The following is a 15109-nucleotide window of genomic DNA, read 5'->3' on the forward strand; positions in this document are numbered from 1 at the left end:
GCGACAGCTGAGCGGCAGTCCCGCACAACGGGCCGGCCCCACACACCTCGCGTGCGCAGGGGCCGGCCCTTCGCACCTCGCGACAGCCCGGCACACGACGACAGGGAGCCTGCGATGATCGCGCTGAAGAATTGCCGGTGGGAGCGGTCCGGTGAGGTGTTGATCCTCATGGCGGACCAGAGCCGGACCATCGAGCTCGACGACCCGACCGGGGACGTCAACGCCCTCCTCGCTGCCCTCCGTGAAGGTACCGAGGACGCCGCCTCGCTCACGACCCGGCTGCGCGAGGCCGGCCACGACACCGATGTCGCCACGGTACGGGCGGCGATCGAGGCCCTCGATGGCCTGCGGGTGCTGGAACGGTCCGAGACGTCGATCGGCCGACGGCCCAAGGACCACCGGGACTACAGCAATCTTGCGTACTTCGACCTGTTCAGCAGCCTCGACGTCACCGCGGAGGGGTTCCGGAGCGCCCTGGCCGACGCGCACGTGGTGCAGCTCGGCGTCGGCGGCCTCGGATCGAATGTCCTGCAGTCGCTGTGCGGGCTAGGTGTCGGCCACCTCACCCTGCTGGACAACGACCTGGTGGAGCCCGCGAACTTCGCGCGCCAGTTCGTGTACCGCGAGGAGCAGATCGGCACCCCGAAGGTGGAGCGCGCCGCGCAGTGGGCCCGGGCCTTCAACCCTGACATCGACGTGCGGACCGTGAGCCGCTGGGTCGACGGACCCGACGGAGTCAGCGACCTGCTCGATGATGCCGACCTCGTGGTCTCCGGAATCGACCAGCCGAACGACATCGACCTGTGGGTGAACGAAGCCTGCACGGCGGCCGGTGTCCCGTGGATCCGCGGCGGCATGTTCGGCACCATGGTCATCTACTTCTCGGTCGACCCCGGCAGGACGGCGTGCTACCGCTGCAGCCGGACAGCGTCGGACCAGGGCGTCGTCCGCCGGCTCAGCAACGGGCTCGATCGCGTCAACCGGGGCATCGGCCCGGCGGCCGCGCTGGTCGGCTCGCTCGTGGCCTTCGAGGCGCTGCGCTATCTCACCGGGTTCACGCCGCCGTACGCGGCGGGCGCGTCCGTGGTACTCGACACCGCCGACGGCTGCCGCCAGACCCGCACGGAATGGACCCGTGACCCGGCCTGCCCGGCCTGCGCCCGAACACCTCGCGCGATGGCGGGCACATCGTGAGCGACGCCGGCACCACCACGGTCGCGCTGCGCGATCTCTCCGTCACCGACGACGGCGAGGAGTGCATCATCGGCGACCCGTCCGCGGGGACGTTCATCAACGTCCCCGCCGTGGGCGGCGTCGTGGTCCGGTCCTTGCTCGCCGGGCGGACCGTCGCCGAGGCGACAGCCGAGGCCGAGACGTTCGCCGGGGAGACCGTGAACGTCGCGTCCTTCGTCGAGACGCTCGACGAGCTCGGGTTCGTCGCCCACGACAGCGCGGCCGGTGACGCAGGCCCGACACCGACCGCACCGGTCCAGCAGCGCACCTGGTTCACCGGCGCGGACGAGCGGGTCGCCCGGTGGTTCTTCGGTCGGACCGCCTGGACCGGCTACGCACTCGCTGCGCTGTTCTCCCTGGTCACGTTGGTCGTACGTCCGGACCTGCTCCCCCTCTCGACGGACGCGATCGTCGTGGCCGACTTCGGGATCAGCGCGCTCATCGTGCTGCCCGTGGGCTGGTCGATCACCGCCCTGCACGAGTACTGGCACTGGCTCGCGGCCCGGGCGCTGGGTCTGCAGTCGCGGTTCGGGATCGACGTGCGATACGGGGTCTTCCTCGTCTTCGAGACAGACCTGACGCAGATCTGGAGCGTTGCTCGGCGCCGACGCTACGGACCACAGCTGGCCGGGATGGCCGTCCAGGGCGTGCTGCTGGCCGCGACTCTGCTCGCCGAGGTGCTGTGGCGGGACGCACCGTTCCTGCGGCTGCTCGTGCTGCTCAACCTGGCGACACTGATGTGGCAGGCCATGGTCTTCCTGCGCTCCGACCTGTACGCCGTGCTGGTGACCGCGACCGGGTGCACCAACCTGTGGGAGACGACCCAGCTGCGCGCGAAGGCGATGTTCCACCTGATCAGCGCTGCGGAGCGGCAAACACTCAACGACGCCTCCGCGGCTGATCGCCGGGTGAGCCGCTGGTTCGTCCACGTGTGGCTGATCGGACCGGTGTTCGCCGTCGGTTACCTGGTCTGGTACCTGCTGCCCTGGATCAGCGGGGCCGCCGCCTGGACCGTGGCCGGGCTCGCGGCGTCGCCGGCGACCGGGACGTTCTGGTGGACCCTCGCCTCTGCCGTCGCGCTGTTCGGGCCGCTCGTCCTCACGGCTGCCGTCGCCGCGAGAGCGGGGGTCGGGGCACTGCGGGCGCGAGCCGGCCGGACGACGCCCGCGTGACCCACCTTGGGCAAGGAAGCAGAAAGGCCCCGCGGACTTGATGTCCGCGGGGCCTCAGTGTCGAAGACCTACAGCCACGCCCGACGACGACGCCCGCCGGCACACAGGAGCGGGACGGTTCGCTGTCATCCAGATGCGCCCCATGAGCCTGTACGAGACCGGGCACTCGACCGGGCAGGTCTCCCTCGCCGCGATGTTCGACGGTGAAGCGCCCCGCGCCTTCGACTCGGACTGGACCCCGACAAGCGCACGCGAGCGGATCGCCGAACGTGTCGCCATCGGCGGCTGGCCGATCAACGTCGGCCTCAACACCGCCGACGCACTGCTGACCAACCGGGACCACCTGGACATGGTGCGCCGCTACGACATCCAGAGAGCCACCGGAAGCGGCAAGGACCCCGTGGTGGCCCTCCGCGTGATGCGCTCGTTCGCCCGGGGCGTCTCGACCCCGATGAGCGAAGTCACTATCGCCAAGGACCTCCGCGAGGGTGAGGCGCCGGAAAGAGGACCCGACGCGACCAGCCGGGACGCGGTCAGTACCCACCTGGATGCCCTGCGCCGTCTACGACTGGTCGAGGACCAGCCCGCGTGGGGGCCGAGCATGCGCTCCGCGCGCCGCCTGCAGACCTCTCCGAAGCGGCACTTCGTCGACCCGTCGCTGGCCGTTGCCGCGCTCCAGGTCGGGGTGGAACCCCGGCCACCGACGTCAAGACACTCGGGATGCTGTTCGAGTCCCTGGCGGTGCGCGACCTACGCGTGTACAGCCAGCCGCTGGGAGGGCGCGTGTCGTACTACCGCGACTACGACAAGCTCGAGGTCGACGCCATCGTGGAACTCCACGACGGCCGCTGGGGAGCGTTCGAGATCAAGCTCGGCACGGCGACGAACGTCATCGACACCGCAGCGACGAACCTGAAGAAGATGGCCGCACTCGTAGACGACGACCGGTGCGCCTTCCTCGCGGTACTGACCAACGGGGGCATGGCAACCCGACGACCGGATGGGGTCGACGTGGTCCCGCTGCGCATGCTGGCACCGTGACCACGGCCCCCGAGTGACCCACCAGCCACTCGTCGGGCACACCGAGGCCGCCGACGGACGTACGTCAGGTTCCCTCGACGTGCAGCGCTGCCGCCGACCGCGGGTCATGCGTGGCGACATAGTGGTCCTCCGCGGCGACCCAGCGCCGGATCCACACGTCGTCGTTCTCGCCCCGCTCCACCTGCCGCCGCAGGCGGGTCTCCTCCGACGTCTCGACCCACACCGCGACATCGATGAGGTCGAGGAGCTGGGGCCGCAGCATGTAGACCCCCTCGACCACGACGACGTCGGGCATCGGCTGCTCGACCCAGTCGCCCATCGTCGCCCGATCCCAGTCATAACGCTGGTAGCGCAGGACGGCGTCGCCGCGCCGCACCGGCTCGAGCACCTCACGGCGCAGCCGCTGCCAGTCGAAGTACTGCTCGACGCCCGCGGCCGGGTCGAGCGCCGCACGCTCGTCGTCGGGGAGGTCACGGTAGAAGTCGTCGCCCTCGACGACGACGGCGTGCCCGAGCTCACCGGCGACGGCACGGGCGAACGTGGACTTGCCGGCGCCTCCCTGCCCGTCGATACCGACGAGGGCCGGCCGCCGGTCGACGTCGGCGAGGAGCTCGCGCAGGGTGCGGGCGGCGTGGACCAGCGGGTCGACCGTCACAGGTCCACCACTCGTCGGAGGCCGGCGTCGACGGCATCCATCAGGTTGTCAGGAAGTGCGAATCCGGTGGGTTCGATGTCAGTGCGGTCCACGGTCATCGGCTGGGACACGTTGACGACCGAGTCCTTCGGTAGCCCCGACGCCAGGGCCGGCAGGAATACGTTGCCGGGATGCCGTGCGTGCGACGTGTTGGACGTGATCGGCAGGACGACGACGGTGGCAATGCGGGACTTGTTGTACTGGTCGGACTGCACGACGACGGCCGGTCGCCGCTTGGCCGGAGTGCTGCCCTTGGGTTCTCCGAAGTCGACCCAGCACACCTCTGCGCGCCGGATCACCACTCGCCCGAGGCCTCGACCAGGCGGGCGTTCGCGGTGCGGCGGAAGTCGGTGGTGTCGTCGCCAGGCTGCCCGATGGCGTCGATCGCGTCGTCGATCTGTGCGGTCAGGTCCGCACCGGTCAGTTCGTCGGCGTAGTGCTCAGCGGCACGCCGATAGAACTCCGACCGCGTCATACCGTGCTTCTGCGCGATGTGGTCGAAGCGCTCCGCCGTGTGATCCGGGAGGCTGATCGCTGTCTTCATGGATCAACGGTATAACTTTTTCTACCGCCCCGCCAGAGAGGTGCGCGCCACGCTGAACGGCGCGCAGTTCGGAGTCGCTCTGAAGATCGGTAGCAACCTTCAGTGAGTCCTGGAACGAGGCAACAACTATGGGACCGGGATCAAACGGCGGAGGACCGCCCAGGCGGGCGATGGCTGCCGATACATACCCCGCAGTTCCGAGGTCGTCACGATCCACGCGGCGGCGACTGCCTCGCGAACTCTGTCGGCGGGTACCGCCAGGGCGAACCACGCACCCATGGTCTGTTCACGCCGCCCGCCGCCCCAGGAGAGCAGAAGAGCCCCGCGGACTCGATGTCCGCAGGGCCCTCCGTCAGTCGCAGGAGCGACCTACCTCACCAGCCGCGCTCAGCCAGCCGGTGCGGCTCCGGGATCTCGTCGACGTTGATGCCGACCATCGCCTCGCCCAGACCGCGCGAGACCTTGGCGATCACGTCGGCGTCGTCGAAGAACGTGGTGGCCTGGACGATCGCCTTCGCACGCTGCTCCGGGTTGCCCGACTTGAAGATGCCCGAGCCGACGAACACGCCCTCGGCGCCGAGCTGCATCATCATCGCGGCGTCCGCCGGGGTGGCGATGCCGCCCGCGGTGAAGAGCACGACGGGCAGCTTGCCGGTGGTCGCGACCTCCTTGACCAGCTCGTACGGCGCCTGCAGCTCTTTGGCGGCGACGAACAGCTCGTCCTCCGGCAGCGAGGTCAGGCGGCGGATCTGCTGGCGGATCTGCCGCATGTGCGTGGTCGCGTTCGACACGTCGCCCGTGCCGGCCTCGCCCTTCGAGCGGATCATCGCCGCGCCCTCGGTGATGCGGCGCAGCGCCTCACCCAGGTTCGTCGCACCACACACGAAGGGAACGGTGAAGTTCCACTTCTCGATGTGGTTCGTGTAGTCCGCCGGGGTCAGCACCTCGGACTCGTCGATGTAGTCGACGCCGAGCGACTGCAGCACCTGCGCCTCGACGAAGTGCCCGATGCGCGCCTTCGCCATCACGGGGATCGAGACGGCCTCGATGATGCCGTCGACCATGTCGGGGTCGCTCATGCGCGACACGCCGCCCTGCGCACGGATGTCCGCAGGCACCCGCTCCAGCGCCATGACGGCCACCGCGCCCGCGTCCTCGGCGATCTTCGCCTGGTCGGGGGTGACGACGTCCATGATGACGCCGCCCTTGAGCATCTCGGCCATACCGCGCTTCACGCGCGCGGTGCCGACCGTACCCACGGTGTTCTCGCCGGTCACGGATTCAGTCACGGTTACCTCGCAAAGTTCTCGCCGATGAGCTCGACGCCGGTCGTTCCGGGCGCGGTCGGCGCCCTGACTAGATCTTATCGCCCACCCGGACCCGCCCCGTCGCCCGTCCAGACCCGCCCAGTCCGCCGTTCACAGGGCGGTCATCCGCCGTTGGGCTCCAGGGCGTGCGGCAGGGCGTCGTCCAGCTCGACGGTGCGCGGCATGGGCGCCCGGCCCGCCAGGTGGAACAGCCGGACGTACCAGAGCCTGCGGACCCGCCGCGTCTGCGCGACCGCCTCGTTGTGGAACCGGCGCGCCAGCGTCGCGCGGTACCAGGCTGCCGCGAGCGCCGCCACGATCTCGCTCGACGGCCCCGCGAGCAGGAGCTGTACCGACTCCGGCGCGCCCATCGCCTCGCGGAGGGTCGCGGTGAGCCCCGACTCCGCCCGCTCGCGGTCCGGGCCCAGCCCGTCCATCTTCAGCGCGGCGGCGGGCGAGGTGACGGGTCCGGCGTCCGACGCCGTGTACGCGGCGTCCGCCACCAGGATGGCGCTCGCGGGGTCGAGCGCCCCTGACGCCGCGAGCTCGACCGCCGTCGACGCCCTGCGCACGAGCTGTGCGTCGAGCGCGATCCGTGATGCGGCGACCTTCCGGTGCAGCCGGTCCACGCGATAGGCACCCCGCCAGGCGAGCAGCAGGCCGATCGCCAGGACTCCGAGCCCTACGAGCACCATCTCCGACCAGGTCATGCGTCGCCTCCGACCCGGCGCGGGAAGAGTCCCATGACGCGGCCGACGACGTCGCCGCCGATCGCGTTGTCGGCGGCGAGCGTCATGTCGTAGACGGCGAGCACCTGCTCGGTGATGCCGGACCAGTCGAACCGCTGGACCCACTGCGTGGCGTGGGCGCGGTAGGCGTCGCGCCGCGCGGGGTCGGCGAGCAGCGCCAGCACCGTGGCGGCGAGGTCGTCGGGGTCGCCGGTGCGGAAGAGGGCGCCCGCGGCGCCGTCGTCCAGGACGCGCTGGAAGGCGCCGAGGTCGCTGGCCACCACCACGGCGCCGGCGGCCATGGCCTCGACGAGCACTATGCCGAAGCTCTCCCCGCCGGTCTGGGGTGCCACGTACAGGTCGGCGGAGGCCAGGAGCTCGGCCTTGTCGGCGTCGGTGACGCCGCCGAGGAACTCGACGGACGAGGCCTGATCGCCGAGCAGCTCGCGGGTCTCGGCGACTATGCCGTCCCCGCGGCCCGCCACCAGGAACCGGGTGCCTGGCTTGCCGGCGAGGATGGTGGGGACGGCCTGCACGAGGAGGTTCAGGCCCTTGCGCGGCTCGTCGAGCCGGCCGAGGAACGCGACGGTCGGGGCGGAAGGCGTGCCGGTCCACTCGGGGCGCCGGGGGCTGCTCGCGAACACTTGCGTGTACACGCCGTTCGGGATGACGACGGCGTCGCCGCCGAGGTGGTCCACCAGGGTGCGGCGCGCGTCCTCGGACACGGCGATCCGGGCGGCGACCTTCTCCAGGGACTGGCGGACCAGCGGGTAGGCGACCTGGAGCGCCCGCGAGCGCACCTGTGAAGTGTGGAAGGTGGCGACCACCGGCTCGGTCGCCTGCCACAGCGCGAGCATCGACAGCGACGGCACCATCGGTTCGTGCAGGTGGACGATGTCGAAGGCGTGGCCGCCGATGCCGCCCTCGAGCCAGCGGCGGACCCGGGTGGCGGTCAGCGGCCCGAAGGTGAGCCGGGCGACCGACCCGTTGTACGGCACGGGGACGGCGCGGCCGGCGGCGGTGACGACGTCGGGCAGCTCCGTGTCGTCGCTGGACGGGGCGAGCACGGAGACCTCGTGGCCCGCAGCCTGCAGCGCCTCGGCGAGATCACGCACGTGGAACTGGACGCCGCCGGGGGCGTCGAAGGAGTAGGGGCAGACGATACCTATCCGCAGCACGCGGTGGCTGCGGCGTCGGACGCCTCTCATCCGGTCTCCCGCGCGCGGCGAGCGGCGTTCTGGCGGGCGGGTCCGAGGTCGTCGACGAACACGCGCTGCAGCATGTGCCAGTCGTGGGTGTGCTCGACGATCGTCCGCGCGAGCTGGTCCACCCAGCTCTGCGTGAGCAGGCGGGCCCGCTCGTCGCGGGGCAGCCCGGCGTCGGGTACGGGCAGCGGCGGGTGGAACGTGATGACGATCCCCCACGGCGTGCGGGCGGCCCGACGCCGGTCGCCCCGCAGCCGCTCGTAGATGATGCTGACGGCGTGCACGGGGACGCCGGCCTCCAGGCCGAGCAGGGCCGGCCCGGCGGCGACCCGGGCCCGGTGCCCGGCGAGGTCCACCTCGATGCCCGTCGAGGTGAGGTCGCGGTCGCTGAGCAGCGGGATGAGCCGGCTGCCCTCCTTGGCGCCGCGGACCAGGGCGCCGAGCACGTCGCCGCTGCCGAGGGCCAGCACATTGATGCCGAGGGAGCTGCGGAACCGGACGAACTCGTCGAACAGCTCGTCGGGCTTGAGTCGTTCGGCGACGGTGAGCACGCCCGCGAGGTAGCGGGAGCCGTAGGCCCCGGCCAGGTCCCAGTTGCCGAGGTGGCCCAGCGCCAGGGAGGCTGCTCCCCCGGCGTCGACCCCTGGCCGGACGTGCTCGTCGTAACCCACTACGCGCACGCGCGCCTTCAGCTGCTCCGGCGTGACGCCCTGGAGGGTGAACGCCTCGCGGAAGTAGCGCATGTAGCTGCGCATCCCGGCACGGGACAGGCGACGGATCGCGGCGGCGTCGAGGTCCGGCCGGACGCGGGCGTAGTTGGCCTCCATGCGGCGCACGCCCTTGGTGCGCCGCAGCCAGGTGACGTCGGCCACCACGGTGAACAGGCCCCGCAGGACGGGCTCCGGAATCTTCGTCGCGTTCCGCCACGCGAACGTGTACGCCGCCGCGACGTTCATCAGGCCTCCTGCCCGGCCCTGCTGGTGAGCTGGCCCCGCACCGTCGCCATACGCTGGAACACGGTCACCAGGCTCGCGAGCGCCAGCAGCGTCAGGACCACCTCCAGCACCACCACGGGCAGGCCCACCTGGATGAACGTGAACGGGACGAGCGCGAGCAGGAGCCGGTCGGCGCGTTCGGCGATGCCGACCTGGGCGGTGGCGCCGACGCTCTCGGCCCGGGCCCTGGCGTAGGGCACGACGCTCCCGAGCACCAGGCAGGCCAGCGCGACGGCGATACCCCAGAGGCCGTTGTGCTCGTCGGGGTGCAGCACGAACCAGAGCATGATGCCGCCGAACACGGCGCCGTCGGCCACGCGGTCCAGCGTGGAGTCGAGGAACGCGCCCCACGGGCCGGACCGCCCGGACATGCGCGCCATCACGCCGTCGAGCGAGTCGAAGAGGACGAAGAACCCGACCAGGAGGCCGCCCACGAGCGTGTACCCCAGGGGGAACAGGGTCAGGGAGATCGCCGAGACGATCAGCGTGCCGGCGATGGTCACGGCGTCCGGTGAGACCCGCAGCGCGAGCAGCAGCCGGGCCAGGGGCGTGAACACCGTGGTCATGAGGGAGCGCAGGCTCCGTAGCATTCAGTTCTCCTCTTGGTTGCCGCCCCCTGCGGTCACCCACGCCTCCGCGAGCCGGCGGCGCGTCTCTCCCAGCAGTTCGGGCAGCGACTTGGTCTGCGCCACCACGGGCAGGAAGTTCGCGTCGCCCAGCCAGCGTGGTACCACGTGCTGGTGGAGGTGTGCCGCGATACCCGCGCCAGCGACCTCGCCCTGGTTGATACCAAGATTGAAGCCTGCGGGCGCGTAGACGGCGCGCGACACGCGCATGGCCTGCTGGGTGAGTTGGGCCAGCTCGACCGTCTCGGCCGCGTCGAGGTCCGTGTAGTCCGACACGTGCCGGTACGGAAGCACCATCAGGTGCCCTGTGTTGTAGGGGTACAGGTTCAGCACCACGTAGCACCGCTCGCCGCGGGCGACGACGAGGCCCTGCTCGTCGTCGCCCTGCGGGATGCGGCAGAACGGACAGTTCTCGATGCTCCCGTCGGCCGGCTTCGCTTCTCCGCCGATGTAGACCAGGCGGTGCGGCGTCCAGAGACGCTGCAGGCCGTCTTCCGGCGGGCCGAAGTCCGCGGCGTCCTGGACGGTGGGTTCCATCAGGCCTGCTGCGACCGCTCGGCCACGGCTGCCACGATGCGCTCGACGGCGTCCGCCACGGGCACGCCGTTCTCCTGCGTGCCGTCGCGGAACCGGAACGAGACGGCGCCGGCCTCGGCGTCCTCGCCACCGGCGATGAGCGTGAAGGGCACCTTCTCCTTGGACGCGTTGCGGATCTTCTTGGCGAACCGGTCGTCCGACAGGTCGATCTCGACGCGGACGCCGCGGGCCGTGAGCTGCGCGGCGACGTCCTTCACGTAGTCGTCGAACGCCTCGGCGACGGGCACGAGCTTGACCTGCACGGGGGCGAGCCAGGCCGGGAAGGCGCCCGCGTAGTGCTCGATGAGCACGCCCATGAACCGCTCGATCGAGCCGAACTTGGCCGAGTGGATCATGACCGGCTGCTGGCGCGTGCCGTCGGCGGCCGTGTACTCCAGCCCGAAGCCCTTGGGCTGGTTGAAGTCGTACTGCACGGTGCCCATCTGCCAGGTCCGGCCGATGGCGTCCTTCGCCTGCACGGAGATCTTCGGGCCGTAGAACGCGGCGCCGCCCGGGTCGGCGACCAGCTCCAGGCCGGTCTCACGGCCGACCTCCTCGAGGATCTTCGTGGCCGCGGCCCAGTCCTCGTCGGAGCCGACGAACTTGTCCGGCTTGGAGTCGTCCCGCGTGGAGAGCTCCAGGTAGAAGTCGTCCAGGCCGAAGTCGCGCAGCACGCTGAGCATGAAGTCCAGCAGGTGCTTGACCTCCGACGGCGCCTGCTCCGGCGTCACGTAGGAGTGCGAGTCGTCCTGGGTCAGGCCGCGCACGCGCGTCAGGCCCTGGACCACGCCGGACTTCTCGTACCGGTACACCGAACCGAACTCGAACAGGCGCAGCGGCAGCTCACGGTAGGAGCGCCCGCGCGAGGCGAAGATCAGGTTGTGCATCGGGCAGTTCATGGCCTTGAGCCGGTACTTGGACCCCTCGAGGTCCATCTCCGGGAACATCGTGTCCGAGTAGTACGGCAGGTGCCCCGAGGTGTGGAACAGGCCGTCCTTGGTGATGTGCGGCGTGCCGACGTAGGAGAAGCCCTCCTCGATGTGCCGCTGGCGGACATAGTCCTCCATGACGCGCTTGATCACGCCACCCTTGGGGTGGAACAGCGGCAGGCCGGAGCCGACCTCGTCGTGGAAGCTGAACAGGTCCATCTCGGCGCCGATGCGGCGGTGGTCGCGGCGCTCGGCCTCGGCGAGCCGCTCCAGGTGCGCCCTGAGCTCGTCCTTGGAGGGCCAGGCCGTGCCGTAGACGCGCTGCAGCATCGGGTTCTTCTCGCTGCCGCGCCAGTAGGCGGCCGCCGAGCGCATGAGCTGCACGCCGTTGCCGATCAGGCGGGTGCTCGGCAGGTGCGGCCCGCGGCACAGGTCGCTCCAGACCACGGTCTCGGTCTCGCGGCCCGCGCCCCGGACGTTGTCGTAGATCGTGAGCTCGGCGCCGCCGACCTCGACGTTCTCGCCGTTGTCGTCGGTGTCGGAGCCGCCCTTGAGGCCGATCAGCTCCAGCTTGTACGGCTCGTTCGCCAGCTCGGCGCGCGCCTCGTCCTCGGTGACGACCCGGCGGCGGAAGGTCTGGCCCTCCTTGATGATGCGGCCCATGATCTTGTCGAGGTTCTTGAGGTCCTCGGGCGTGAACGGCGTCTCGACGTCGAAGTCGTAGTAGAAGCCGTCGGTCACGGGCGGGCCGATGCCCAACTTCGCGTCGGGGTTGACCTGCTGCACCGCCTGGGCGAGCACGTGCGCGGCGCTGTGCCGCAGCACGGCCAGGCCGTCGGGCTCGGCGACCGTCACGGGCTCGACCTTGTGACCGGCCGGGATCTCCCGGTCGAGGTCCCACAGCTCACCGTCCACCCGGACCACCACGACGTCGCGGCGCGTGCCGTACAGCTCGATACCGGTGGTCGTCGCGGTGGTCGTCGTCGCCTCCGTGCCGGTGTCAGCCGGGTTGAGTGCGGCAGGGCTGGGCGGCGATACGACGTCGGACACAGGGGTGCTCCTTGCGAAAGCTGAACGAAACGGATCGAGGGGCACCGTCCGCGGACGGTGCCCCTCGATCGTACCGATACAGCAGCGGTTCCGTGCCTGCGGTCGCACCGCAGGCGGACCGGTGAGTCAGCTCTGACCGAAGTCCTTGGCCTTCTCGCCCAGCGTGTCGATGAGGCCGTCCGCCTTGTCGGGCGCGATCTCCTTGAGCTTGTCGGTAGCCGCGTCGACGTTGCCGTCGTTGAGCTGCTCCTTCGCCTTCTCGATGTTGTCCGGGTCCGTCACGAACTCCTTGGCCTTGTCAAAAAGCCCCATGATTCGAATCCTCTCGACACAGGCACACGGCTGTGCGCCCCCTGCTCGGCGACGGGGTCCCGCCACCAGTCGAGAACCTACGCGCACCCTGCCGCTCGCGCACTGCTGGGCTGGGCAGATCGGAGCATTCCGGACTCAGGAGTCGGCAGGCGGGCTCCGCGTCTCGTACCGTCAGGCCGTGGAGTACGTGGAGTACCTGACCATCGCCGTCGCAGCGGCGGCCGTCATCATCGCCGTCACCGCGCTCGCGCCCCGGGCCGGCGTCGCGTCGCCCCTGGTCCTGGTGGTGCTCGGCGCCGGCGTGAGCCTGCTGCCGTTCGTCCCGGCGATCGAGGTGCCGCCCGAGCTGATCCTCGGCGGTGTGCTGCCCCCGCTCCTGTACTCGGCGGCGGTCGGCCTGCCGTCGATGGACTTCCGGCGCGACTTCGCGGCCATCGGCGGGCTGTCCGTCACCCTCGTGGTGATCAGCTCGGTGCTGCTGGGCCTGCTGTTCCGGTGGCTGATCCCGGACATCGACCTGGCCACCGCCATCGCACTGGGCGCCATCGTCAGCCCGACCGACGCCGTGGCGACCACCATCGTCAAACGGCTCGGGGCGTCCCCGCGCAGCGTCACGATGCTCGAGGGCGAGTCCCTGCTCAACGACGCGTCGGCGCTGGTGCTGCTCCGGTCGGCGATCGCGGCGACGGCGGCGACCGTCAGCCTGTGGGAGGTCGTCGGCGACTTCGCGTACGCCGCTGGCGTGGCGGTCCTCATCGGCGTCCCCATCGGCTGGGTGGGCCTGCGCATCCGCAAGCGGCTGGGGCACGCCGCGCTGAGCACCGCCATGTCGTTCGTCGTCCCGTTCGCGGCGTACCTGCCCGCGGAGGAGCTGCACGCCTCGGGCCTGGTCGCCGTGGTGGCGGCGGGCCTGGTGACCGGCAACGGTTCCGCGCGGCACCTGCGCCCGCAGGACCGGATCGCCGAGCGGTCCAACTGGCACACCGTCGAGCTGCTGCTCGAGGGCGCGGTCTTCCTGGCGATGGGCATCCAGCTGTTCGACCTGATCGAGGACGTGGAGCGCGGCAACGGCTCGGTCCTGCAGGCCACCGGTGTCGCCGCGATCGCGGGCGCCGTGGTGCTCCTGGTGCGAACGGCCTTCGTCACGCCGCTGATCGGCCTCCAGGCGCGCAGGGCCCGCCGCGGCGAAGCCGTCCGGGAGACCCTGTCGGGCTTCCAGGACCGCATAGACCTCCGGGTCGCCGCCACCCCGTCGCCGGCCGCCGGGAACACGGAGGTCAAGGGCAGGCGCTCGACCGCCGCCCGGCTGGAACGCATCCAGGGCACGCTGCGCCGCCGCACCGCCGACATCGACTACGTCCTCGCCAAGCCGCTCGGCTGGCGCGAGGGCACCCTGCTGGTGTGGGCGGGCATGCGCGGCGTCGTGACGCTCGCCGCCGCACAGACGCTGCCCGCGGAGACTCCCGGCCGGTCCTTCCTGGTCCTCGTCGCGTTCGGCGTCGCGTTCGGCACGCTGCTGGTCCAGGGCAGCACCCTGCCGTGGGTGACCCGCCGGCTGGGCCTGGTCGGGCAGGACACCACCGGCGACCTCCCGGCCCTGCGCCGCGAGACCGTGCGGGCGGCGCGCGAGTTCCTCGCCGATCCCCGCCGCCCCGACGGCACGCCGTACGACGACGGCGTGGTCGCCCGGGTGCGCAAGGACATGTTCCGGGAGCACGAGTCGCAGGACGAGGACGCGGAGCTCACCCGGGAGCGCTTCGTCCAGTACCGGGAGCTGCGGCTGGCCGCCATCGCCGCCCAGCGCGAGGAGCTGCTCGCGGCCCGGGCCGCCGGCACCTACGACTCGGCCCAGCTCGGCGACGCCCTGGACCTGCTGGACGCCGAGCAGATCGCCGTCGAGATGCGCAAGGGCAAGCTGCCGGTACATCCGGACGATTCGGACCGTTAATCTCACCCCTGTGACGGACTACACACCGCTCCATCTCGACTGGCCCGGCTGTCTCAACGTGCGTGACCTGGGCGGACTCCCCCTCACCGGTGGCGGCACCGTCCGCGAACGGGCGCTGGTCCGTTCGGAGTCCCCCAGCTTCCTGACGGACGACGGCGTCGCCGCCGCCACCGCGTACGGCCTCTCGCGGATCATCGACCTGCGCCGTCCGGCCGAGCTCGAGGAGTGGCCGAGCAGGCTGGCCGGCCTCCCCTCCCACCTGCACCTCCCGGTACAGGCGGCGGACGACCCCATCGAAGGGCCGTGGGTCACCCTCTACACGGGGCTGCTGGACCGGCGTCCCGAGCTGTTCGCGCGCGCCGTCGCCGCCGTCGCGGACGCGCCAGAGGGGCCGGTGCTGGTGCACTGTGCCGCCGGCAAGGACCGCACCGGGCTGGTGGTGGCGCTCGCGCTCTCGCTCGTCGGGGCGGACCTCGACGCGCTGGCCGACGACTACGAGCTCACCAACGAGCGGCTCGCCCCGCGGTATGCCGAGCGCTTCGAGGCGGCGGACGGGGCGGTCCCCGGGCGGGAGATCCCGCCGACCCGGCACGTCATCCTCGGCGCCCTGGAGCACCTCCGCACGCGCCACGGTTCGATAGAGGCCTACCTGACCCGCAACGGCCTCACCCGAGGCCACACCCGAGCCCTCCGCGCCCGCCTAACAGCCCCCACGCCTCGTTGAGTGCTGGGTATTTGTTGGTTTGGCG

The 15109-nt window shown here is 71.1% G+C and carries 16 protein-coding genes and 1 pseudogene; 6 read left to right on the top strand and 11 right to left on the bottom strand.

Annotated elements, in window-relative coordinates:
• Nucleotides 1-114 precede the first annotated feature (114 nt).
• From ACFO6V_RS06065 to ACFO6V_RS06080, 4 genes and pseudogenes are all read left to right on the top strand, one after another.
• Nucleotides 115-1194 (top strand): HesA/MoeB/ThiF family protein, encoded by a 1080-nt coding sequence (locus tag ACFO6V_RS06065; RefSeq protein ID WP_377133261.1) that lies wholly within the window; start codon nt 115-117, stop codon nt 1192-1194.
• Nucleotides 1191-2405, top strand: a complete 1215-nt coding sequence (locus ACFO6V_RS06070; protein WP_377133263.1) for a hypothetical protein — start codon at nt 1191-1193, stop codon at nt 2403-2405. The genes ACFO6V_RS06065 and ACFO6V_RS06070 overlap by 4 nt, the downstream gene beginning before the upstream one ends.
• Before the next feature lie 349 nt (nt 2406-2754).
• Nucleotides 2755-3075: pseudogene (locus tag ACFO6V_RS06075) on the top strand (DUF4143 domain-containing protein); the annotation flags it as partial.
• A 50-nt stretch (nt 3076-3125) separates the two neighbouring features.
• The gene (locus tag ACFO6V_RS06080) at nt 3126-3446 is read left to right on the top strand and encodes a DUF4143 domain-containing protein (protein WP_377133265.1); all 321 of its coding nucleotides are present in this window, start codon (nt 3126-3128) and stop codon (nt 3444-3446) included.
• Nucleotides 3447-3510: 64 nt separating this feature from the next.
• Here the strand turns inward: ACFO6V_RS06080 and ACFO6V_RS06085 are convergent, their stop codons facing one another.
• The 11 genes from ACFO6V_RS06085 to ACFO6V_RS06135 form a co-directional block, all read right to left on the bottom strand.
• Nucleotides 3511-4101 (bottom strand): uridine kinase family protein, encoded by a 591-nt coding sequence (locus ACFO6V_RS06085; RefSeq protein WP_377133267.1) that lies wholly within the window; start codon nt 4099-4101, stop codon nt 3511-3513.
• On the bottom strand, nt 4098-4439 hold the full coding sequence (locus ACFO6V_RS06090) for a type II toxin-antitoxin system PemK/MazF family toxin (protein ID WP_377133269.1): 342 nt from the start codon (nt 4437-4439) through the stop codon (nt 4098-4100). The genes ACFO6V_RS06085 and ACFO6V_RS06090 overlap by 4 nt, the downstream gene beginning before the upstream one ends.
• On the bottom strand, nt 4436-4684 hold the full coding sequence (locus ACFO6V_RS06095; RefSeq protein WP_377133271.1) for a CopG family ribbon-helix-helix protein: 249 nt from the start codon (nt 4682-4684) through the stop codon (nt 4436-4438). Before ACFO6V_RS06095 ends, ACFO6V_RS06090 begins: the two co-directional genes overlap by 4 nt.
• A gap of 374 nt (nt 4685-5058) precedes the next feature.
• A complete protein-coding gene (pdxS, locus tag ACFO6V_RS06100; RefSeq protein WP_377133273.1) occupies nt 5059-5973 on the bottom strand; it encodes a pyridoxal 5'-phosphate synthase lyase subunit PdxS in 915 nt (304 codons plus the stop codon).
• Nucleotides 5974-6113: 140 nt separating this feature from the next.
• Entirely contained in the window at nt 6114-6701 is a 588-nt protein-coding gene (locus tag ACFO6V_RS06105) for a hypothetical protein (RefSeq protein WP_377133275.1), read from the bottom strand.
• Nucleotides 6698-7894, bottom strand: coding sequence for a glycosyltransferase family 4 protein (locus ACFO6V_RS06110; RefSeq protein WP_377135174.1), 1197 nt, complete (start codon nt 7892-7894; stop codon nt 6698-6700). Before ACFO6V_RS06110 ends, ACFO6V_RS06105 begins: the two co-directional genes overlap by 4 nt.
• A 29-nt stretch (nt 7895-7923) precedes the next feature.
• Nucleotides 7924-8880, bottom strand: a complete 957-nt coding sequence (locus ACFO6V_RS06115; protein ID WP_377133278.1) for a phosphatidylinositol mannoside acyltransferase — start codon at nt 8878-8880, stop codon at nt 7924-7926.
• Nucleotides 8880-9509: a phosphatidylinositol phosphate synthase gene (gene pgsA / locus ACFO6V_RS06120; protein ID WP_377133280.1), complete on the bottom strand. Its 630-nt coding sequence runs from the start codon at nt 9507-9509 to the stop codon at nt 8880-8882. Before pgsA ends, ACFO6V_RS06115 begins: the two co-directional genes overlap by 1 nt.
• Nucleotides 9510-10082 carry an HIT family protein gene (locus tag ACFO6V_RS06125; RefSeq protein ID WP_377133282.1) on the bottom strand — a complete coding sequence of 191 codons (573 nt, stop codon included), beginning with the start codon at nt 10080-10082 and terminating at the stop codon, nt 9510-9512.
• Entirely contained in the window at nt 10082-12100 is a 2019-nt protein-coding gene (thrS, locus tag ACFO6V_RS06130) for a threonine--tRNA ligase (protein WP_377133284.1), read from the bottom strand. Before thrS ends, ACFO6V_RS06125 begins: the two co-directional genes overlap by 1 nt.
• Nucleotides 12101-12226: 126 nt before the next feature.
• A complete protein-coding gene (locus ACFO6V_RS06135) occupies nt 12227-12412 on the bottom strand; it encodes a hypothetical protein (protein ID WP_377133286.1) in 186 nt (61 codons plus the stop codon).
• Nucleotides 12413-12590: 178 nt separating this feature from the next.
• On the opposite strand from ACFO6V_RS06135, the gene ACFO6V_RS06140 reads away from it, so the two are divergent.
• Entirely contained in the window at nt 12591-14360 is a 1770-nt protein-coding gene (locus ACFO6V_RS06140; protein WP_377133288.1) for a cation:proton antiporter, read from the top strand.
• Nucleotides 14361-14370: 10 nt separating this feature from the next.
• On the top strand, nt 14371-15084 hold the full coding sequence (locus ACFO6V_RS06145; protein WP_377133290.1) for a tyrosine-protein phosphatase: 714 nt from the start codon (nt 14371-14373) through the stop codon (nt 15082-15084).
• Nucleotides 15085-15109: the final 25 nt, after the last annotated feature.

The organism is Promicromonospora alba (genome assembly GCF_042654905.1).
GTDB classification, from domain to species: Bacteria; Actinomycetota; Actinomycetes; order Actinomycetales; family Cellulomonadaceae; genus Promicromonospora; species Promicromonospora alba.

What these genes read in the sequence shown, in the direction of transcription:
- ACFO6V_RS06135 (WP_377133286.1), bottom strand. Translation starts at nt 12,412, where the DNA reads ATGGGGCTTTTTGACAAGGCCAAGGAGTTCGTGACGGACCCGGACAAC.
- ACFO6V_RS06105 (WP_377133275.1), bottom strand. Translation starts at nt 6,701, where the DNA reads ATGACCTGGTCGGAGATGGTGCTCGTAGGGCTCGGAGTCCTGGCGATC.
- ACFO6V_RS06095 (WP_377133271.1), bottom strand. Translation starts at nt 4,684, where the DNA reads ATGAAGACAGCGATCAGCCTCCCGGATCACACGGCGGAGCGCTTCGAC.
- ACFO6V_RS06125 (WP_377133282.1), bottom strand. Translation starts at nt 10,082, where the DNA reads ATGGAACCCACCGTCCAGGACGCCGCGGACTTCGGCCCGCCGGAAGAC.
- ACFO6V_RS06080 (WP_377133265.1), top strand. Translation starts at nt 3,126, where the DNA reads ATGCTGTTCGAGTCCCTGGCGGTGCGCGACCTACGCGTGTACAGCCAG.
- ACFO6V_RS06065 (WP_377133261.1), top strand. Translation starts at nt 115, where the DNA reads ATGATCGCGCTGAAGAATTGCCGGTGGGAGCGGTCCGGTGAGGTGTTG.
- pgsA (WP_377133280.1), bottom strand. Translation starts at nt 9,509, where the DNA reads ATGCTACGGAGCCTGCGCTCCCTCATGACCACGGTGTTCACGCCCCTG.
- ACFO6V_RS06115 (WP_377133278.1), bottom strand. Translation starts at nt 8,880, where the DNA reads ATGAACGTCGCGGCGGCGTACACGTTCGCGTGGCGGAACGCGACGAAG.